Source organism: Enterococcus bulliens, from assembly GCF_053761865.1.
This window is the reverse complement of the sequence record NZ_JBSMXK010000023.1, coordinates 1-21,886: the sequence shown is the minus strand read 5'-3', so window position 1 is coordinate 21,886 and position 21,886 is coordinate 1. Positions and strand designations below refer to the sequence as shown.

The 21,886-nt window shown below is 38.2% G+C and carries 20 protein-coding genes; 10 read left to right on the top strand and 10 right to left on the bottom strand.

Annotated elements, in window-relative coordinates:
• Positions 1-11 precede the first annotated feature (11 nt).
• From ACWOEC_RS10430 to lepB, 7 genes are all read right to left on the bottom strand, one after another.
• Positions 12-404 (bottom strand): OsmC family protein, encoded by a 393-nt coding sequence (locus tag ACWOEC_RS10430; RefSeq protein WP_455308046.1) that lies wholly within the window; start codon positions 402-404, stop codon positions 12-14.
• A complete protein-coding gene (locus ACWOEC_RS10425; protein ID WP_455308044.1) occupies positions 401-1,294 on the bottom strand; it encodes an ATP-binding cassette domain-containing protein in 894 nt (297 codons plus the stop codon). The genes ACWOEC_RS10430 and ACWOEC_RS10425 overlap by 4 nt, the downstream gene beginning before the upstream one ends.
• Positions 1,275-2,159, bottom strand: a complete 885-nt coding sequence (locus tag ACWOEC_RS10420; protein WP_455308042.1) for an ABC transporter ATP-binding protein — start codon at positions 2,157-2,159, stop codon at positions 1,275-1,277. The genes ACWOEC_RS10425 and ACWOEC_RS10420 overlap by 20 nt, the downstream gene beginning before the upstream one ends.
• Positions 2,160-2,993, bottom strand: coding sequence for an ABC transporter permease (locus tag ACWOEC_RS10415; RefSeq protein WP_297079380.1), 834 nt, complete (start codon positions 2,991-2,993; stop codon positions 2,160-2,162).
• On the bottom strand, positions 2,990-3,952 hold the full coding sequence (locus ACWOEC_RS10410) for an ABC transporter permease (protein WP_455308039.1): 963 nt from the start codon (positions 3,950-3,952) through the stop codon (positions 2,990-2,992). Before ACWOEC_RS10410 ends, ACWOEC_RS10415 begins: the two co-directional genes overlap by 4 nt.
• Before the next feature lie 74 nt (positions 3,953-4,026).
• Positions 4,027-5,598 (bottom strand): ABC transporter substrate-binding protein, encoded by a 1,572-nt coding sequence (locus ACWOEC_RS10405; RefSeq protein ID WP_455308037.1) that lies wholly within the window; start codon positions 5,596-5,598, stop codon positions 4,027-4,029.
• 263 nt (positions 5,599-5,861) lie between these two features.
• Complete coding sequence (gene lepB / locus ACWOEC_RS10400; RefSeq protein WP_455308035.1) at positions 5,862-6,431, bottom strand: signal peptidase I; 570 nt, start codon at positions 6,429-6,431, stop codon at positions 5,862-5,864.
• Between the two features lie 167 nt (positions 6,432-6,598).
• Between lepB and ACWOEC_RS10395 the strand changes: the two genes are divergently transcribed.
• The 7 genes from ACWOEC_RS10395 to ACWOEC_RS10365 all read left to right on the top strand — a co-directional run bounded on the left by ACWOEC_RS10395 (position 6,599) and on the right by ACWOEC_RS10365 (position 16,587).
• Positions 6,599-8,008: a TrkH family potassium uptake protein gene (locus tag ACWOEC_RS10395; RefSeq protein ID WP_455308033.1), complete on the top strand. Its 1,410-nt coding sequence runs from the start codon at positions 6,599-6,601 to the stop codon at positions 8,006-8,008.
• A gap of 132 nt (positions 8,009-8,140) precedes the next feature.
• Entirely contained in the window at positions 8,141-9,493 is a 1,353-nt protein-coding gene (locus tag ACWOEC_RS10390; protein WP_455308031.1) for a MurT ligase domain-containing protein, read from the top strand.
• Complete coding sequence (locus tag ACWOEC_RS10385) at positions 9,486-10,178, top strand: type 1 glutamine amidotransferase (protein WP_455308029.1); 693 nt, start codon at positions 9,486-9,488, stop codon at positions 10,176-10,178. The genes ACWOEC_RS10390 and ACWOEC_RS10385 overlap by 8 nt, the downstream gene beginning before the upstream one ends.
• Before the next feature lie 148 nt (positions 10,179-10,326).
• Positions 10,327-11,985: an NAD-dependent malic enzyme gene (locus tag ACWOEC_RS10380; protein ID WP_455308027.1), complete on the top strand. Its 1,659-nt coding sequence runs from the start codon at positions 10,327-10,329 to the stop codon at positions 11,983-11,985.
• A gap of 79 nt (positions 11,986-12,064) precedes the next feature.
• Entirely contained in the window at positions 12,065-13,024 is a 960-nt protein-coding gene (locus ACWOEC_RS10375; protein WP_455308025.1) for an AEC family transporter, read from the top strand.
• A 177-nt stretch (positions 13,025-13,201) separates the two neighbouring features.
• Positions 13,202-15,469 carry a glycoside hydrolase family 65 protein gene (locus ACWOEC_RS10370; RefSeq protein WP_455308023.1) on the top strand — a complete coding sequence of 756 codons (2,268 nt, stop codon included), beginning with the start codon at positions 13,202-13,204 and terminating at the stop codon, positions 15,467-15,469.
• Between the two features lie 104 nt (positions 15,470-15,573).
• A complete protein-coding gene (locus ACWOEC_RS10365) occupies positions 15,574-16,587 on the top strand; it encodes a LacI family DNA-binding transcriptional regulator (RefSeq protein ID WP_455308021.1) in 1,014 nt (337 codons plus the stop codon).
• A 168-nt stretch (positions 16,588-16,755) separates the two neighbouring features.
• Here ACWOEC_RS10365 and manA read toward each other — a convergent pair whose 3' ends face one another.
• The 3 genes from manA to ACWOEC_RS10350 are packed head-to-tail and all read right to left on the bottom strand — an operon-like array spanning position 16,756 to position 19,620.
• On the bottom strand, positions 16,756-17,706 hold the full coding sequence (gene manA, locus ACWOEC_RS10360; RefSeq protein ID WP_455308019.1) for a mannose-6-phosphate isomerase, class I: 951 nt from the start codon (positions 17,704-17,706) through the stop codon (positions 16,756-16,758).
• A 41-nt stretch (positions 17,707-17,747) separates the two neighbouring features.
• Positions 17,748-18,755, bottom strand: a complete 1,008-nt coding sequence (locus ACWOEC_RS10355) for a serine hydrolase domain-containing protein (protein ID WP_455308017.1) — start codon at positions 18,753-18,755, stop codon at positions 17,748-17,750.
• Positions 18,756-18,810: 55 nt separating this feature from the next.
• Positions 18,811-19,620, bottom strand: a complete 810-nt coding sequence (locus ACWOEC_RS10350) for a VOC family protein (RefSeq protein WP_455308015.1) — start codon at positions 19,618-19,620, stop codon at positions 18,811-18,813.
• 161 nt (positions 19,621-19,781) lie between these two features.
• On the opposite strand from ACWOEC_RS10350, the gene ACWOEC_RS10345 reads away from it, so the two are divergent.
• From ACWOEC_RS10345 to ACWOEC_RS10335, 3 genes are all read left to right on the top strand, one after another.
• Positions 19,782-20,210, top strand: coding sequence for an HIT family protein (locus tag ACWOEC_RS10345; protein WP_455308013.1), 429 nt, complete (start codon positions 19,782-19,784; stop codon positions 20,208-20,210).
• Positions 20,210-20,563, top strand: a complete 354-nt coding sequence (locus tag ACWOEC_RS10340; RefSeq protein WP_455308011.1) for a YtxH domain-containing protein — start codon at positions 20,210-20,212, stop codon at positions 20,561-20,563. Before ACWOEC_RS10345 ends, ACWOEC_RS10340 begins: the two co-directional genes overlap by 1 nt.
• A gap of 147 nt (positions 20,564-20,710) precedes the next feature.
• Complete coding sequence (locus tag ACWOEC_RS10335; protein WP_455308009.1) at positions 20,711-21,763, top strand: peptidylprolyl isomerase; 1,053 nt, start codon at positions 20,711-20,713, stop codon at positions 21,761-21,763.
• The last annotated feature ends 123 nt before the right edge of the window (positions 21,764-21,886 follow it).

Sequence of the window (21,886 nt, the reverse complement as noted above, 5' to 3'; positions counted from 1 at the left end):
TCCCTTAAAAATTAAGCAAAAACCACGCTCTCATGAATTTCGATTGATGGATCTAATGACTGAATCACCGGACAATTTGCACTCACTAGTCGTAAACATTTTTCAGCACGTTCTTGATATTTTGAAGCAACGACGACATGAAATACCATCGTGATTGAAGCTAATGGTTCTGCCTTCTTCGTTTCATCGCGCGTATAGCTCAATTCGATTTTTTTGAATTCAAAAGGAATTTTAGAATTCTCTAAAATACTAGAATAGACGTAGCCTCCACATGCGCCCGCAGCGCTGGCTAACATTTGCACAGGTGAGTATCCTTCTTCATAGGCTAAGACCCAATTTTTATCAGGAGCCGCTAATTCAAACTTTTCTGTTCCTTTAATGATCGTTAACTCATGTTTACTCATTTTCCATCTCTCCTTACAAAATGCCCTGGACGCACTTCTATTAAAGTCGCTTCAGGATCTAACGTGATTGTTTCATCTTGCTTAATTTGATTCAATTGCTCGCGTGCGATTTTAGGATCTGCTACAGGTGCAGCACGAAGTAATTTTTTCGTATAGGCATGCTCTGGATGGGAAAACAGTTCTTCAGTCGGAGCCAATTCGACTAATTTTCCTTGATACATTACTGCAATACGATCTGAGATATGGCGAATCACAGATAAATCATGCGAAATAAATAAATACGATAAACCAAACTCTTTTTGTAATTGGATCAGTAATTCCATGATCTGCGCTTGGATCGAAACATCTAACGCGGAAGTGGGTTCATCACATAAAATAAATTTCGGTTGGCTGACGACAGCACGCGCAATCCCGATGCGTTGACGCTGTCCACCACTAAAGGCTCGTGGTAATTTCTGTTGCGCATCTCCGGTAATGCCCACCATTTCTAAAATACGACTTGCTTTTTCTTTGGCTTGTGTTTGGTCTTCACGAAATAAAGGTTCCATCACTAACTCCAAAGCACTCAATTTTGGGTTTAAAGCTGAATAAGGATCTTGAAAAATGATCTGCATTTCTTGTGCTAATTTGGCACGTTCGGCTTTTGTGGTATTGGCGAGATCGATCCCATCAAAAACGACCGTACCACTCGTAAATGGTTCTAACTGTAAGACACCACGACCAAATGTCGTCTTCCCACTACCAGACTCACCCACTAGTCCTAATGTTTCCCCCTCAAAGATGGTCAAACTGATATTATCAACTGCTTGGACTTCTGTCACTTGTCCGCGCCAATTCTTTGATTTGAATACTTTATTTACTTGTTTTACTTCAATCAAGGGTGTTGTCATCTATTGAACCTCCTAACCAAACACGATGCGTCTCAGATACCCTTTGTGGCGTATCAGACACCGTAAATTCCGTCAACTGTACCGCTGCGGTTTCATTTTTATCGCCCAAATGAGCTGCTGCTAGTAATTGCTTTGTATAAGGATGCTGGGCATGGTAGAAAATATCTTCAGCACTTCCTTCTTCAACGATCCGTCCACGATACATAACCTTGATATAATCACACATTCCAGCTACCACCCCAAAATCATGGGTGACCAATAAGACAGCTAAATCCTCTTCTTGCTGTAGTTGACGGATCAAAGCCAAAATCTGCGCTTGGATTGTTACGTCCAGTGCAGTCGTTGGTTCATCTGCGATCAATAATTTTGGTTTGACAAGTAGTGCCATCGCGATCATGACCCGTTGACGCATCCCACCGGATAATTCATGAGGATATTGTTTCATCCGTTTTTCAGGTAGCGGAATCCCAACTTTAGCTAGTTCAGCGATCGCCAATGCTTTAGCTTCTTTTTTCGAACATTTTTGCGCTCGACGGACAACTTCGATCAAATGATACTCAATTGTTCGTAAGGGATTTAATGAAGTCATTGGATCTTGGAAAATCATCGAGATAGGTAAGATCTCTTTTGTATCGACTGTCTTCTCTTCAAAAGTAAAGGTGTCGATCGTCGCTGTGACTCGCTCTGGCAATAGATTTAGTAAACTTTTCATCGTCATGCTTTTTCCACTTCCAGATTCACCTACAACGCCGATGACCTTACCCTTAGGGACAGAAAGAGACAGCGGATAGACGATTGGTTGCGCATCACCTTTTTTTGGATGATAGGTCACGCTTAATCCCTCGACTTTTAGTAACTCTGACATCTACTCCACCTCCCCTTGTAAAATTGTTTTAACTAAATCACCTAAATTATTAAAGGAGTAAATCGTAAAGACAATAAACAATCCAGGTAAAATTGCCATATATGGTGTACGTTGTAGACTACTTTGAGCGTTTTGTAATAAACTTCCCCACGAAGACATCGGTTGTTGGATCCCTAAACCTAAGAAACTCAACGCGGATTCTGTCATGATCGCACCGGAAATACTTGTCGTTGCTGCAATGATCAATGTCGGTAAGACAGAAGGTAAGACATGGCGAAACATAATACGTAAAGGTTTTTGTCCGATAAATTGCCCATATGAAACGTATTCACGTTCTTTAGCAGACATCGTTTCGGCACGGATCAAACGTGCGATGCTCATCCACGAAAATCCTCCAATCACGATAATGATCGTTGAAAGGCCCGGTTTTAAGAACACACTTAAAACGATAACTAAAACCAACCATGGAATAGCTGATAGCACATCGACGACACGCATCAAAATACTATCTACGATCCCACCAAAATACCCTGTAACCAGTCCTACAACCGTTCCAATAAACGTTGCAGCCAACATCGCAGATACCCCGACTAATAACGAAACTCGACCACCGTAAAGTACGCGAATAAAGTAATCACGTCCGACTTCGTCTGTTCCAAATAAATGTTTTAAACTTGGACCTTGAGACATTTGGGTAACATCGGTTAACGTAGGATCGATCGGAAGTAATGGCGCGATCAATGATAAGAAAATCAAAGCAACTAAAAAGATAAATGAAAATGCATAAAGCGGTTGTTGAAAAATTTGTTTGATGATCAATTTGAGCGTCTTCATTTCGCTTGTCCTCCTTTACGAATTCTAGGATCAACGATCGAGTATAAGACGTCTGCTAAAAGATTCCCAACAATCACTAGCGTTGCAGAAAACAACATCACAGCCATGATCACAGGATAGTCTAAACTTTTCGTTGCACTCATTAGATACGGTCCAACTCCGGGCCATCCAAAAATTGTTTCGGTAATGATCGCACCAGTCACAAGCATCGGTAAAGCCATCCCAATTTGTGTAACAACTGGAATCATAACATTACGGCTAATATGACGGCGGAAAATCTCGCCTTTAGTCGCATGAAATGCTTTTTGTACCATCACATAGTCTTCTGATACTTGTTCCACAGCAGAAGAGCGGATATAGCGAAGTAATTCTGGTAAAAAGACAACGGTCAAAGTCGTATAAGGCAAGACGAAATGTGACAAGTAATTGGAGAGATCCCCTTCTTGCCCCACTGTGTACATCCCAATGATCGGGAACCAATTTAATTTATACCCAAAGAAATAGATCAAAATCATCGCAAAGAAAAAAGCTGGAACAGCTAGACCTAAAGAAGCTAAGCCATCGATGATACGATCGATCCATTTCCCTTTATTTGCTGCCGCAACTAACCCAAAGATAATCGCTAAGATCAAGGCTGTGACATAAGCTGGCAATACTAAACGCATCGTATTTGGGATACGTGTGGCTAAATCTTGCGCGATACTGTGTCTTGAAGCAAGTGAATACCCAAAATCACCATGAAAAATTTGTTTTAACCATGAAAAATATTGTACAAGAAATGGATCATTCAATCCGTATTTCTCTCTTAAGACATCAATTTGCGCTTGTGACATATTTGGCGTGGTAATCGAATCGATGACATCATACGGTGCCAAATGAATCAGTGAAAACACGATAAATGAAATCACAAATAATAGTGGGATAGCCTGTAATAGCCGTTTTCCGATAAATCGTAACATACACTCACTTTCCTTTCTGTTTGTTCAATCAAAAAAAGGCTGTGTAAAGGAGTCTTCACACAGCCCAGCTTACGTTATTTTAGCGTTAATTTACCCATATCTTCAAAGGTATAGATCGGAACCAATTTGGCTTCTTCGATCCCACCCAGACGATCTGTTGCTGCTAAAATCTTTTTATTATCCACGATTGGATAAATTACCGCTTGGTCGGCAATCTCTGCTTGTAGTTTATCATAGATCGCTTCACGTTTGGTTTGATCAAGCTCAACAGCACCTTCATTAAATAAGGTATCGACTGCTTCACTATCTAGTTTGAAGTAGTTTGATGCACCACCCGTTTTAAATAAACGTGCGTATTGATCTGGATCATTCCCCATAATGTAACCACCTAGGAACAAGTTGTATTTCGTTGAATCTGGTTTTTTCAATTCAGTAAATAAGGCAGTACTGTCGCCACCTTGTAATTCGACTGAGATCCCGACTTTTTGCAACTGTTGTTGGATCAACGTTGCTTGTAGTGTTTGGGCAGGATCGGAAGAATCAAATCCTAAGTTTAATTTCAAATCAGACACGCCAGCTTCTTTTAATAATTCTTTGGCTTTTTCATCATTTGTTGTGTATTTTTCAACATCTTCTGTTGCGTATTTATTATTTGGTGGCAAGAATGAATATGGTGTTTCATAATATTTTTCTTCCAAATACGCTGCTTTATTCATTTCATCTTTGTTTAAGGCATAAAGAACCGCTTGACGGACCTTCACATCTTGTAAAGCTTCAGATTTTGAATTCATTCCCATGTAACCAATACGGTTTTCGCTATACGGATATACCTTGATTTGTTTTGTATCTAAATCTTGGATATCTGCAGGTAATACGACAGTTGCATCGACTTCACCTTTTTGTAGCGCAACTTTTGCTGTTTCAGTACTTTGAGTAATGCGCAATGTCACGTTTTCAATTGAAGGTTTTCCACCAAAGTAATTTTCATTGGCTTTAAATTGTAAGTATTCCCCACGTTTATAGTCGACCAATTGATAAGGACCTGTTCCAACTGGTTTTTCTGGTAATTCACTTACAGAAAAATCAGTAACATCTTTATAAACATGTTGTGGAATGATAAACGTTTCAGTGATGATATTGTTTACTGCTGCTGCACTAACTACTGGAAAATCAAAGCGTACTGTTAGGTCATCTACTTTGTTTGCCGTAATCGGTTGATCATCGATCCATAAACTATCAGAATTTCCATTTTCCTTTTTCGCTTTTTCAGTATACGTAAAGACGACATCATCAGCAGTCAAAGGTTGTCCATCTGACCATTTGATCCCAGATTTTAATTTTACTGTGACTGATTTTCCATCAGCTGCAGGTTCAACTGATTCTGCTAATACATTGTTCATGTTTCCATCGCCATCAATAGCTACTAATGGTGAAAAAATCATATTACTAACTGTAAGTCCCCAACGATCACTTGTATTAATTGGATTGATCGAACTTGGATCTCCACTGATTGCATATGTGAACGTATCGGATTTAGCAGCTGAATTACTTGCTGTAGAAGATGTGTTATCGCCATTTCCACAAGCGGCTAATACCAAACCTAATGTAACTAAACCTAAACTAAGCCATTTCTTTTTTGAGCGCATGTTTTTCCCCCTCGGATTGCTTACTTGATCTCCTTACTTGGAGATGTCAATAACCGTACTTTAGTGCAGTTGTTTACAAGTGTCAATAAAGTCGATTTTGATTTTATTTCAAAATTTCTATCCATAGATTTTTTCTATCACTCAAAGGGTAACAGAACAGTTTTTTCAATGCTAATCTACGGATTTTTAGGCTTTAAGATAGATTTTTTCTATCACAAAAAAGAGGCTGTGACCGAAATCCGTCACAGCCTCTTTTAAGAAGTCTAAAAGACTTTAAATTCTTTGAACGGCCAATAACGCAAGACCACTTCACCTTGGAACAACTCTTTATCGACCATTCCAAAGATACGGCTATCTTTAGAGATCAACCGGTCATCTCCTAAAACAAAATAACTATTTTCTGGTACAGTAACGTCAAAATCACTCGTAAATGTCTCAGCATGAGCCGCTGTACTTTGGAAGACCTCATTATAGGAATACTCACTTTGTAACTTGTCTTCACTAAATTTTTTCTTAAATGCATCTAAATAAGCTTCGTCGTATACTTTATCGTTGATCGTCAATTGATCATCTTTCATGACGACATGATCACCTGGCATACCGATTACACGTTTTACCGCCACCGTATCTTCGTCATCTGGTTCTTTAGTCGTCACGATATCAAATCGCTCGATTTTTGCTAGCTTATAAACGATTAATTTTTGTCCATCTGCTAGCGTTGGATCCATCGAATGGCCTTTAACCGATACAGGCGTAAAAACGAATAACCTTAAGGAAAGAAAAGCTAAGATGATAACGATCATGATACCCCACTCTTGCAGGAATTTTTTCATCGTATGTGCCTCCATGACTTCTATTCTTTTTCTAAAGTATAGCATAGCCCTTGAAAACTCGAAACTATTAGCCGGCTTTTGCTAGTCGTCTAGTAGTTATTTGGTATAATGAAGCCAAGCTTAGATTTCGAAAGGAAGTGAAATGGTAGTGCTCGACACACCTTCTTATGAATATTTCTCGTTTATCGCAACTCACCTTGCGTAAAAGTCAAAATTTCTTTGCTAAAAATATTTCTTCTATTCAATTGATTGTTTTTTACTACTTGATTATGACAGCAGTTGCGTTAATTTTATTTTACTTGCCATTCTTTCGAGTACCCGATCAGCATATCAAATTTATTGATTTGTTCTTTCTAGCCATCAGTACCGTCAGTGTCACTGGACTGACCACGATCCCGTTAACGGATGTGTTTAATCACAATGGCATTCTTTTATTAGAAGTCTTATTTCAAGTCGGTGGTTTAGGGATTATGATGATCACTACGTTTTTTGCGATCATCTCTAAACGTAAAATCAGTTTAAAACAACGACAGCTAATCATGACGGATATGAATCAGCCCAAGTTAAGCGGGATCGTTCGGATGATTCGCATCACTTTTACCATGATTTTGGTGATCCAATTTCTAGCTGGTTTGAGTTTTGCGGTCTATTTCAAATTGGCCCATTATTATCCAGATTGGTACCATGCTATTTTTTATGGTTTTTATCAAGCTATCTCTGCTGTAACCAATTCAGGTTTTGATGTGACCGGCAATTCTATTTTGCCTTTTGCTAACGATCCGATCTTTTTATTAAGTATCATGTTTTTGATTTTTATTGGTGGAATCGGATTTCCAGTCTTGATGGATCTGCGTGAATTTATTGCGTATCATTTTTCCAAAAAAACATCCCACACATTGCCTTATCGCTTTTCTTTGTTTACGAAAATCGCCTTATTGGCTTTTGTGATCTTATTTTTTGGTGGTACATTGATCATTTTCTTATTAGAAAAAGACCACCTGTTTATCCATATGAACTTTGGTAAACAAGTGTTAAACAGCGCTTTTTATTCGATGACGACTCGGAATGCGGGTTTACAGATCCATGATCTAAACCAATTTCAGATCACCACACTGATCGTTTTTTCATTTTTGATGTTTATCGGATGTAGTCCAAGTTCAGTCGGTGGTGGGATTCGGACAACTACTGTAGCCATCATCGGGTTGTATTTATTTTCTTTTTTAAAAGGCGAAAGTAATGTCAATATCTTTGGTCGCAGAATCGACAATGATGATGTCCAAAAATCGATCACGGTCTTTATGCTTTCGATGATCATGTGCTTCTTTTGTGTGCTATTTTTAAGCGCGACAGAAGATCTACCGCTGATTTCTCTAATCGTAGAAGTTTCTTCTGCCTTTGGAACTACAGGATTATCATTAGGGATCACGTCAGATTTAACGGATGTCGGTAAATTGATCATTGCCCTTTTGATGTTTATCGGACGAATCGGGATGTTATATACCTTATTATTGTTCGTTCCTAAAGAAACACGTGATTTGAACTATAAATATCCTACTGAAAAAATTATTATCGGCTAGTCAACGAAACAAAACGATGAAGTCATTAGTGAAACCTTAAGAAATCTAAATCCTATTCCGCTTTAATTTCAGAATATGGTATGATTAGTTTCGTAAAAAAACGATTAGAATGAATATGTGTTGGAGGAGTATATGGGAATAAAAAGTATGGTAGCGACTTTTGTAGGACGCACCTCTCAATGGGGGTTAAAAACCTTTTTCAAGGGCGGTTCTAGTTTACCTGGAAAGTTAGCTCTTTCAATTGATCCAAATGTCTTAGCACATTTAGCTAAAGATTACCAAATCGTAGTGATCACTGGGACCAACGGCAAAACGTTGACCACTGCGCTAACCGTGAATATCTTAAAACAAGAGTTCGATAACGTCTTGACAAACCCTACTGGAGCAAACATGGTCCAAGGGATCGTATCGACGTTTCTGTCGGCCAAACCCAAAAAAGGCAAAAAAAAATTCGCAGTCTTAGAAATCGATGAAGCGAGTTTACGTGAAGTAACGAAATATGTAAAGCCTGAGCTTTTTGTCTTTACCAATATCTTTCGTGATCAGATGGATCGTTATGGCGAAATCTATACGACGTATCAAATGATCGTCGATGGTGCTACTAACGCTCCTGAAGCTTTAATTTTAGCCAATGGTGATGCGCCTATTTTTAATTCGATCAAAACAGTCAACGAACAAGTCTATTATGGTTTTGATCATTTACCTGATCACGAACAAATGGCGCATTACAATACCGATAATGTTTTATGCCCGCATTGTGAACATATTTTACATTATAAAATGATCACCTATGCCAATTTAGGGAAATACTATTGTCCACATTGCGACTACAAACGACCTGAGCTGACTTATCGCTTAACAGAACTCACCGCTATGACCAATAAAACAGCTAACTTTGTGATCGATAACGAAGCGTATCAATTAGAAGTCGGTGGTCTTTATAATGTCTACAATGCTCTTGCTGCAACTGCTGTGGCTTCACATTACCAAGTCGCTCCTGAAAAAATCCGGGCAGGGCTAGCTTACGATGAGAAAGTTTTTGGACGCCAAGAAGTCATCAAAGTAGGCGACAAAGAATGTACGCTCGTTTTAGTGAAAAATCCAGTTGGCCTAAACCAAGTCATCGATATGATCGGACTCACACCAGAGCCTTTCTCACTCGTTTGTCTATTAAATGCCAATTATGCTGATGGAATCGATGTCAGTTGGATTTGGGATGGTCATCATGAGGCATTTGCCCAGATGAACATTCCGGCTGTGATCGCTGGTGGCGATCGTCATCAAGATATGGCGTTGCGTCTAAAAGTAGCAGGTATCGATAAAACACGATTGACTGAAGTCAAAGAAATCGATACTGTCGTGGATCGTATCAAAGACTTACCTACAGAGAAAGTCTATATTTTAGCGACGTATACCGCTGTTTTACAACTTAGAAAAAAATTCGCTGAAAAAGGCTATATCAAAGGAGGAATGTCTGGTGAGTAACTACAGCTTGAACCTCGCCCATCTCTACGGGAATTTACTAAATACTTATGGTGATAATGGAAATATTTTAATGCTCCAATATGTTGGAAAACAGCTTGGCATCACCATTGACTCAACGGTCGTTAGTATCCATGAACCGTTTGATGATAACGCGTTCGACCTTGTCTTTTTTGGTGGTGGTCAAGACTATGAGCAAGTCATCGTAGCCAAAGATCTCCCCACTAAAAAAGAAGCCTTGACGCGTTATATCGAAAATGAAAAAGTCCTACTTGCGATTTGTGGAGGCTATCAAATGCTTGGTCACTACTATATCGGTGCTAAGGGCGAAAAAATTCATGGCATCAGCGCTTTAGATCACTATACGATTAGCCAAGAAAACAATCGTTTTATCGGCGATGTGAAAATCTATAATGAAACGTTTGACGAAACGTATTATGGCTTTGAAAATCATAATGGACGCACATTTTTAGGTGAAGGCGAAAAAGCTTTAGGAAAAGTCCTTCAAGGAAAAGGCAATAACGGTGAGGATCAAACAGAAGGCGTCATCTACAAAAATGTCTTTGGTTCTTATTTCCACGGCCCGTTACTCGCACGTAATCCTCAATTAGCTGAGCGTTTGATCAAAACGGCTTTCATAAAAAAATATGATGAAGAAACCTTTAACACTCTAGTTAAAGCGCAATAATCCTTCTGTTTTCATAAAAAAAGAAACCAATTTTCAAGTTTTCACAAATTTGTGAAGCAGATTGGTTTCTTTTTTTTTGTTTAAGGTATATAGTACTCTTTGTTCGAAAGGTCATGTTATTCTATTTTGACTCTTGTTTTGACCGAAAATGTCAACAGAGAGGAAGAATTTCATGTCAACTCAAAAAGGAAAAGCAATTTTAAATAATCCCTTCTTAAACAAAGGTACAGCATTTAGCTTGGCAGAGCGTGCTGACTTAGAGATTGAAGGACTATTACCAAGTGCAGTGCAAACACTCGCACAACAAATCGAAGTAACATATGCGCAATTAAGCCAATTAGAAAGCCGTTACGCAAAGAACAAATTCTTGATGAATCTTTACAACACAAATCGCATTTTGTACTATGCATTAGTCGGTGAACACGTAAAAGAATTACTACCTGTCATCTATACACCAACTATCGCAGATAGCGTTCGTGAATTTTCAACCGATTTCGTTCGTCCAAATGACGCAGTTTATCTTGATGTAAACCATCCAGAAACGATCGAAGCTGTGTTAAAAAATGCTAGTCATGATCTAGAACAAGTAGATTTACTTGTGATTACAGATGGCGAAGGTGTTTTAGGTATCGGTGACTGGGGTGTTCAAGGTGTGATGATCTCAGTTGGTAAATTAGCAGTCTATACTGTGGCAGCAGGCATGGACCCAAGACGCGTATTACCAATCGTAATCGATAACGGAACCAACCGCAAAGAATTATTGGAAGATCCAAACTATTTAGGAAACCGTCAAGAACGTAAAACGGGCCAAGAATATTGGGATTATATCGATCAATTCGTTACGACAGCTAAAACTTTATTCCCTAAAGTCCTATTCCACTGGGAAGACTTTGGTCGTGGGAATGCAAGTGTCATTTTAGAAAAATACCGCAATGAAGTGACAACCTTCAACGATGATATCCAAGGTACTGGTGTGATGATGTCAGCAGCATTAAATTCAGTTGCTGAAGTAACGAAAAAACCAGTTCAAGATCATACGTTTGTCATCTTTGGTGCTGGGACTGCCGGAATCGGTGTGACCGAACAAATCAAATTGGAAATGACTTTAAATGGTTTAAGTGAAGAAGAAGCAAATAAACGTTTCTACTTAGTTGATCGTTTTGGTCTAGTTACCAAGGATCAAGAAAACCTAACAGAAGGTCAACAACGTTTTGCTCGTGATAAATCAGAGTTTGAAGGCTCAGTGTCAACATTAGCGGAAGTCATCAAAGCCGTAAAACCATCTGTTTTGATTGGGACTAGTGGCCAAGCAGGTTCATTTACCAAAGAAATCATTGAAGATATGGCATCATTTAATGAACGTCCAGCAATCTTACCGATTTCAAACCCAACAGATTTACAAGAAGCAACAGCCAAAGACATCTTAACCTTTACCAATGGTCGTGGTTTAGTTGTAACGGGTAGCCCTTCTGAACCTGTTACAATCGGTGATGTGACGTATCATATTGGTCAAGCCAATAATGCATTATTATATCCAGGATTAGGTCTTGGGATCGTAATCAGTAAAGCATCTACTGTAACAGATAGTATGCTTTCAGCAGCCGCTCACGGCATCGCAAACTTCCAAGATCTATCACAACCAGGTATGGCATTATTGCCGCCACTTGATGCGGTAAGACCTGCTTCAAAAGCCGTGGCAATGGCGGTTGTCAATGCAGCGATCAAAGATGGTGTCGCAACACAAGAAATTCAAGATGTCGAACAAGCAGTGGACAGCGCTGTTTGGAAAGCAATTTACCAAAACTAAATGAACCAATCTAACCTGAAAAGAAGGTGCTGATTGGTTCCTTCTTTTCTGAAGTTTAAATCAGAAAGAGATGAAAAAAATGTTGTTTTACAATTCTGTATCAAGTGTATTTTCAATTATTCTATTAATGGCGTTAGGGTATTATTTAAAGGCCAAAAAGGCGGTCGATCCTTCTTTTAGTAAAAATATTTCAGGGCTGATCACAAAAATCGCTCTACCTGCTTCTATTTTTGTATCCGTATTAAAATATTTAACTCGCGATACGTTGATTAGCTTATCTGGTAACTTATTGTTCCCTGTATTAGCGGCTGTGATTGGCTATGCGATTGCCTATATCTTAGTAAATGTGTTACGCATCCGTCCAGGACGTCGTGGTACGTTTATCAATGCAATCGTTAATGCCAATACCGTATTTATCGGATTACCGTTAAATATTGCGTTGTTTGGTGAAAAAAGTTTACCTTATTTCTTAGTCTATTATATCGTGAATACTGTATCGACTTGGGCGATCGGTGTCTTCATTTGGGCAAATGATGATCCAACAAAAGTCAAAGGCAACAAAGGAAATAGTACCTTTAAATGGCAAAAACTATTGCCACCTCCTCTTGTAGGATTTATTATTGCGATTATTTTCTTAGTTTTAAATATCACTGTTCCAACATTCATCAATTCAACTTTAGCGTATGTTGGAAACTTAGTTACACCATTATCTTTGATCTACATCGGAATCGTTTTATACGATGCTGGTCTAAAAAATATGAAATTCGATCGCGATACAATCGTGGCACTGTTTGGTCGTTTCATCATTTACCCTGCAATCATGATCATCTTGATTTCACTAGGTAGCAGTTTCCTACACAACACGATGGAACCTGTTTTACGTAAAACCTTGATCGTTCAATCTGCAACACCAATGTTAGCTGTCTCTCCAATCTTAGCAGCTGAATCAAATGGGGATGTAGAATATGCAACCAACCTTGTCGTAACAAGTACTATCTTATTTATCGTTGTCGTGCCGATTTTAATGGCCTTCATCTAAAAAAGTGTGGTAGCTTTTGCTACCACGCTTTTTTTGCACAAACATATGCAACCGATTTTACTATTAATGGTTTATACAGGATTTAAATAAACTTAACTCTTCAACATAAAAAACATTTGACTTACGCAACCGATTGCTTATAATGGATGTAGACAGAGAAAAGATGGAGGGAATTTTATGAACCAAATCAAACGATTATTTGAGATCGATCCTTGGAAATTACATACATCAACTTTAGCAATCGATGACCGTCGCCTACAAGAATCCTTAACAAGCATGGGAAATGGCTATATGGGTATGCGTGGTAATTTTGAAGAAACCTATTCTGGTGACCACCACCTTGGCACATATATCGCCGGTGTTTGGTACCCAGATAAAACACGCGTTGGTTGGTGGAAAAATGGCTATCCTGAATATTTTGGTAAAGTTATCAACGCGGTCAACTTTTTAGCAATGGATATTTCGATCAATGGTCAAGCATTAGATTTGGCGACGATCCCTTCTGAAGATTTCTATTTAGAATTAGATATGAAAAGTGGAATTTTGCGTCGTAGCTTTACCGTAACGATCGATGAAACCACAGTGGCCTTTAAATTTGAACGTTTCTTAAGCATCGTTGAAAAAGAACTTGCAGCGATTCGTTTAGAAGCAACAGTAATCAAAGGGGAAGCACAAATTGTCGTGACGTCAAAATTAGACAACCTTGTACAAAATGAAGATAGTAACTACGATGAGCGCTTTTGGCAAGAAGTCAGTCATGAAGTGACACCTAGTCTTTCAACACTTACCGCTCGGACAGTTGAAAATCCATTTGGTGTCGAACAATTCGTAGTCACTTCTGCTATGAAACATTCCAAAGAAAGCGATCAATTAGGTGAACATGAATTAATGGTCGAGCAAGCATTCAGTCAACATCTTACAGAATCGGAATCATTTAAATTAGATAAGTTTGTCGTAATCGTAACCAGTCGTGATATTCCAGAAGAACAACAAGAACAAGCTGTAGCCGAACTTTTTGAAACATTTGGTACGGACTATGAAGCGCACAAACAAGCGCAGATCGAGGCTTGGGAAAAACGTTGGCAACTTGCAGATGTCGTAATCGAAGGTGACGATGAAGCACAACAAGGGATCCGCTTTAACTTGTTCCAACTATTTTCGACTTACTATGGTGAGGATGAGCGATTAAATATCGGGCCAAAAGGCTTCACTGGTGAAAAATATGGTGGTGCAACGTATTGGGACACTGAAGCTTATGCAGTTCCTTTATATCTAGCTCTAGCAGATCCTTCTGTTACGGAGAATTTGCTAAAATATCGTTACAATCAACTCCCACAAGCTTTCTTTAATGCAAGCCAACAAGGACTTAAAGGTGCTCTTTACCCAATGGTGACGTTCACAGGTGTAGAGTGTCATAATGAATGGGAAATTACCTTTGAAGAAATCCATCGTAACGGTGCGATTGCTTATGCGATTTACAATTACACCAATTACACTGGTGATGAAACGTATCTTAAAGAAAAAGGATTAGAAGTTTTGGTCGCGATCGCACGTTTTTGGGCAGATCGAGTTCATTATTCAAAACGTAATCAATGCTATATGATCCATGGGGTCACTGGTCCAAATGAATACGAAAATAATATTAATAATAATTGGTATACCAATACTCTAGCCAAATGGGTCTTAGGATATGCTTTAGAAAATTACCGTAAATTTGGACAAGATGTTGAGTTTACAGTCACTGAAGAAGAACAAGAAACGTGGAGTGAAATTATCGAGAACATGTATCTTCCTTACGATGAAGAACTTGGTGTTTTTGTCCAACATGATACGTTCTTAGATAAAGACTTGATGCCAGTTCGTGATCTAGATCCACAACAACTGCCATTAAATCAAAATTGGTCTTGGGATAGAATCTTGCGCTCTTGTTTCATCAAACAAGCCGATGTTTTACAAGGGATCTATTTCTTTGGAGATCATTATTCACTTGAAGAAAAACAAAAAAACTTTGACTTTTACGAGCCGATGACAGTCCATGAATCTTCACTTTCACCTAGTATCCACGCGATTTTAGCAGCAGAACTAGGTATGGAAGAAAAAGCAATCGAAATGTATGAACGGACAGCACGACTAGATTTAGATAACTACAACAACGATACTGAAGATGGTCTGCATATCACATCGATGACCGGTAGTTGGTTAGCGATCGTTCAAGGATTTGCTCAAATGAAAACTGCGGACAATCGTCTAAGTTTCGCACCATTCTTGCCAGAAAAATGGACAGCCTACGCTTTTCATGTCAACTATCGCGGACGTTTGATCGCGATCAAGGTTACGAAATCAAATGTTACATTTGAAAAATTATCAGGAGAACCATTGGACTTTACAGTCTATGATCAATCATATCTGTTAGAAGACGACTTAACGGTCGAATTAACAAAATGACGACCAAAAAGAACGGTGAAGTTTCCTTCACCGTTCTTTTGTTTCTAGCACCTTACGCTTGACTATGTTAAGATAGATAAAGCTTTTAAAGGGGGAGTTTTTCCATGAGTATTACAGTCAAAGATGTAGCAAAAAAAGCAGGTGTGGCTACATCCACTGTCTCTCGTGTAATCAACGATCATTCTAGTATTTCTGAAGAAACCAAACGCAAAGTTCGCAAAGTCATGGATGAGCTCGGTTACGTACCTAACGTTGCTGCGCGCAACCTAGGTAAACAAGTATCGAGCACTATCGGCATTATCTTACCCCCGCTAGACTCGCGCGAACGTTTAGGCAATCCGTTTTATCTTGAAACCATCGAAACGATCAATGAAGAAGCACGAAATTATCAAATGTCGGTCGCTGTCGCTTCTGCTCGCGACTTTCACACACTACTAGCAAACGTTGAACGTATGCACCGACAAAAACACGTTGATGGCTTTATTTTGACCTATTCAGATGATAAAGATCCTATCATTACCTATCTTATCGATCACCAAGTTCCTTTTGTTTTGATTGGACAACCATATGTCCATGAAAATGAAATCAGTTATGTCGATAATGATAACCAGTTACTAGGAAAACAAGCAACTGAATATCTAATTGAAAAGCAACACAAAAAAATCTTTTTTGCGACCAATACAACGCATGAAAATCTATATTTTGAACGTTTTTTTGGTTATCAAAAAGCGATGATGATGGCAGGTTTACCAACTTATCAAGCTGTTACCTTTGAACAACCTGAAGATTTTGTCGATTTTGAACAGATTCTTTCCAAACAACATCCAACAGCTTTTGTTGTGATTGATGATTTATTTGCGATTCGCTTGATGCAACTCTTAACAATGTATGGCTATCGCGTACCAGAAGATATCTCTGTTATCAGTTTCAATAATTCGATTTTTGCTACCTTGACACATCCTTACTTAACCAGTATCGATATCGATGTCGCAACATTAGGAAAAATCGCAACACAACAACTAATGCAACAATTACAACAAAAAGAAGCCAGTGGAATCCGTATGGTCGTCCCACATAAATTGATCCAACGAGAAACCGTCATCGCACCACAGCTCTAATGAAGAGAGCTTATGACAGAAGTAAGCCACTCTAAGAAATAAGCCGCATCATTCCGATAATAGATTCATCTATTTCGGTAATGATACGGCTTATTTTCAAAGGAACTACTTCTAAAATACCGTTTATTTGATCTTTAAGAAGGTGACAAAAAGTTGTCACTTTCTTTTTTATTCTTCTCCGGGTTCAGAAGCGATAATTTTTAACTCGCCTTGAATCGTCCAATTCGTGATTTGAGCTGGCAATAAACAACTGCTACCAGGTTTAAGTTCGTATGATCGCCCATCAACTACTAACTCACCCGCACCTTCGATCACCGTGAGTAATGTATACGGTGCTTGCTTTTCAAATGTTAAAATCCCTTTGACGTCCCACTCATAAACATTGAAAAATGAAGTTTTTAAATACGTTGTAATAGCAGAGGTCCCTTTACGCGTTTCTTTAATAGCCGGTGTTTCATAAGTAGCTGGAATGGTTGACACATCGATTGACTGTTGGATATGCAACTCACGCGTATTTCCTTGATCATCTTTACGATCATAGTCATATACACGATAAGTCGTATCAGAACTTTGTTGCGTTTCTAAAATTAAAATACCTGCACCGATCGCATGGATCGTCCCACTAGGTACAAAAAAGAAATCCCCTTTTTTAACGGGTACATGACGGAATAACTCATCCCACTTTTGCTCTTTGATCATCTGAGCAAACTCTTCTTTTGTCTGCGCATGGTGACCGTAGATGATTTCAGCACCTGGAGCGGCATCGATAATGTACCAACATTCAGTTTTTCCAAGTTCCCCTTCATGCTCTAAACCATACGCATCATCAGGATGGACCTGAACAGAAAGCTCTTCTTCTGCATCTAAAATTTTTACTAGCAAAGGAAATTCTTTTTGTTTAGGAAAATCAAATAAGGCCTTCTCACTATCCCATAATTGCGCTAGATTTTTTCTTTGATAAGGACCATTTTCTACAATACTAACACCGTGTGGATGCGCACTGATTGCCCAATCTTCACCAATTTTTTCATTAGGTAACGTAAAACCAAATACTTCTGCTAATCGATTGCCTCCCCAAATTTTCTCTTGAAAAACGGGTGTAAAAAATAACGGTTCCATCTAATCGCTCCTTTATCCATTCTGTTCCGATTATAACACGCTTACATTTGTTTTTGATCCTCTTTTTCAGATTCTTTAAGATAGGTCTGTACTAATTGATCACGTTTTTTTAAATAGGCTTGTCTATGATCATCAGGATGAACGCGATTTGACAAAAATAACCATGCACGCTGCTTCAGTGGATCAATCAAGATAAATGTCCCCGTATAGCCAGTATGAAACAACACCGAACGTTCATCGATCGTCTTTAGTTCCCACCCTAGACTACGTTTCAAATGGACTTTGGTCTGATCGTGTAATAGATCATCCAAGGTATGCTTTTTATAAAGTTTCGATTCGTTGGCTAGAAATTCGTTGATAAATTTTAATAATGTATCATGCGTTGCAAATAACCCAGCGTGCCCTGCTTGTCCTAAAATACGTGCTTTCGGATCATGGATCTGACCTTTCAACACGGAGCCACCGCGTTTTTCTGTCGCTACAGCCAAGTGTTTCGTGATTGGCCCAAATTGGATCTTCTCCATCTCTAAAGGTGTAAACAATTCTTGCTGGAAAATATCTGCTAAAGGTAAATCGTAATAGCTTTCTAAAGCCATTCCCAACAAAATATAACCGGTGTCGGTATAGTTTAGTTTTTTTTCTTGTAAGGGGCCTGCTTTTTGCTCTAGATATGCTGCTTGTAGTTCTGGTTTAGTCAATTGATCACGATTTTTGATCCAAGTATCGATCCCAGATGTATGCGTCAGCAATTGCCGAATCGTAACAGAAGGATCTTTAAAATTAGGGAGGATCGTACAAATTGATTGATCTAATGTCAGTTGTTTTTGTTCAATCAATTTCAAATAAATACTAACTGTACCCACTACTTTCGTCAAAGAAGCGATATCAAAATAGTGTTCCATTGTTAGACGTTCCTTTGTTGGAACGATTGCCGCATATCCTTTGATCATCGTGTCGTAGTGTTCATGATCAATAAATGTTGTAATATAGCCCTGATACACTCCTTCACGATAGAACTGGGCAATCAATTCTTTTGTTTGCTCAAACATACTGTTCTCCTTAAAAAAGCGACCATTCTTTACGAACGATCGCTTTAAACTATACTTATTTCTGACGTTCAAACCACCATTCGACTCCTAAAGCATCATAAATCGTTAAGATCGATTTCTTTTTGTCAATATAAAATGGCACGTTTTGTTCTTCAAAATGGGCTTCTAAAGCCAATAGGTCTTCTTGCGTTAAAATAAAACGGATAAATTCTAACCCAATGATTTCATGAGCTTCGTATTCACTTGGGTCATCTGTAACAGATGTCAATGAGACCATCGTTTCCAAAGAATCATTTTGGAAGATCATGCTATCTTGTGATGGAACAAATCCCAATTTCGTTTGTAAAAACTCTTGCTCTTTAGCTAATTCATAGACATTTAAATTAAATGGTCCAAAAAAGACAGTTGAACTCAATTTTGATGTCACATCGATCGTCAAGGTATCGATTTGCTCAAGTGAATAGATTGGATCTAGTGCATCATCACGATAAATAAATTGGATCCCATTATCTTCAGGATCTTTACATGCGATCGTCAATGGTTCAACAGCAACTTCGATCAATTCTGTTCCATAATCACGTAAACGTTTAATTGTTGCTAAAAATTCAGCTCTTGTTGGAATTACTAAAGAAAAATGAGCCATTTTTTTGATTTGACCAACGCCTTGATCTGCCCGAGGGCTTTCTTCCAATAAAAGATACTCAGCCTTTTGATCACTGATTCCCATGATCGCAAGTGCATTCTCTTCTCTTTTTAATGCAAAACCAATAATATCACGATAAAAAGCAATCATCTTATCGCGATCTTTTACACGAATTGCCATTGAAGCAAGTGTGGCACTTGCACCCAATTGAAATTTTGCCATCTAATTACGGTCCCCTCTCAAAGTTTCTTGTTTCATTTTACTGATAAAGCACTAAACTAGCAAGTAAAAGGCTAAAACCGATGGAAAATCATTCTTGAAGTCTTCTTTTCTATTCGTTCTGTGCTAAAATTAAAAGAAAAACGTTTAGAGGAGGCTCTTTTATGGAAAACTGTATTTTTTGTAAAATCATTGCTGGTGACATTCCTAGTTATAAAGTCTACGAAGATCAAGATATCTATGCTTTTTTAGATATTACCCAAGTAACAAAGGGACATACACTAGTGATTCCCAAACAGCATGTAACCGATATTTTTGAATACGATGAAACACTAGCTGCTACGGTCTTTTCACGCATTCCAAAAATTGCAAGAGCTTTGGAAAAAGCTTTACCTGATATACAAGGTTTAAATTTAGTAAATAACAATAAAGAACTTGCGTATCAGTCTGTCTTTCATTCACATGTTCACCTGATCCCTCGTTATCATAAAGAGGACGATTTTTCGATGCATTTTGGTAGCCATATAGAGGATTATACCGAAAATGAATTGACGACTTTAGCGGCAAAGATTCATGAACAGGTGGCCAAATAATGAAAGATTTCGTTAAAGGTCTATTTTTTGGTGCCGGGATCGGTGGAGTAAGTGGTTTATTATTTGCTCCTAAAAAAGGGAAAGTCCTCCAAAAAGAATTACGCGAATACGTCGTCGATGCAAAAGATTATTTCGAAGAAACCAAATCAGATCTAGATGTAGTCAAAACGCAAATCGAAACAACAAAACAAACGGTCGATCATCTCGTGCCACAAACGACCAAAGCGTTCCAAAAAGATTTGAATGCATTTGAATTTCAAATCACGCCTCGTATCGAGCGCGTCAATGAACAAGTCAGCACTTTACAGCAACACTTAGCAGAAGCAAAGGCCAAATTTGAACGTTTGAACTAGTATTTCCTAAAGAAAAGGTGACGAATTTATGAATTTTATCCGAAACCTTTTACATATTCTTTTTTTGAAAAAAATATATGGTATAGTAATATTTGTGAGAAATTGAATCGATTTATTATTATGATGACAAGGAGCGTTTTAAACCACATGAAGAAAAAATTATTATTAACAGCAGCGACAGCATTAAGCTTGTTAGTTCTAGGTGCTTGTTCAAATACAGGTAGTGAAGAAATCGCCACAATGAAAGGAAACAAAATCACTGTAGCAGACTTTTATAATGAAGCAAAAAACACTTCTGCTAACCAACAATTAGCACGTAACATGATTATCTATCAAGCATTTGAAGATAAATATGGCGATAAAGTCACTCAAAAAGAAATTGATGCAAAATACGACGAGCAAGCTAAACAATATGGGGATACTTTTGATTCTCAATTAAAAGCAGCTGGTTATACAAAAGAAAGCTACAAAAAAACAATCAAACAACAATTAGCGATGGAAGCTGGCTTAAAAGCACATATCAAATTGACAGATGCTGATTTGAAAACAGCTTGGGAATCTTTCCATCCTGAAGTAGAAGCACAAATCATCGTGGCTTCTTCAGAAGATGATGCAAAAGCTATCAAAGAAGAAGTAAGCAAAGATGGTGCTGATTTTGCAAAAATCGCAAAAGAAAAATCAGTGGATACAACAACTAAAGACGATGGTGGTACAGTAAAATTTGATTCTACTTCAACTACAATTCCTGCTGAAGTTCAAGAAGCCGCTTGGAAATTAAAAGATGGTGAAATCTCTGATCCAATCGCTGTAACCAATACATCAACCTATACACAAAGCTTCTATATCGTAAAAATGGTGAAAACTTCATCTAAAGGAAATGATATGGACAAATACAAAGATCAACTAAAAGAAATCGCTGAAGAAACTAAACTAAATGATTCTAACTTTACAACAAAAGTAATCGGTGAAGTCCTAAAAGATCAAAATGTGAAAATCAAAGACTCAGCATTTAGCTCTGTATTAGAAACATTTATCGATGCAGCAGATAAAAAAACTTCAAGTTCTGACTCTGCAACTTCTAGTTCAGCAGCAACTTCTAGCTCTGAAGCAACTTCTAGCTCTGAAGCAACTTCAACTTCAACATCTAGTTCAACTGTGACTTCTAGTACTGAAGAAGCAACAACTTCTTCAAGCAAATAAAAAAACGGCTCTTTGTCAAATGATGTTGGTGAAGAGAAATCTTAGAATTATTGGAGATCAAGAGGATTATTTCCTCTTGATCTTTTTTAGTTTAAAAGCAATGCACTACCGTGACGAATCATG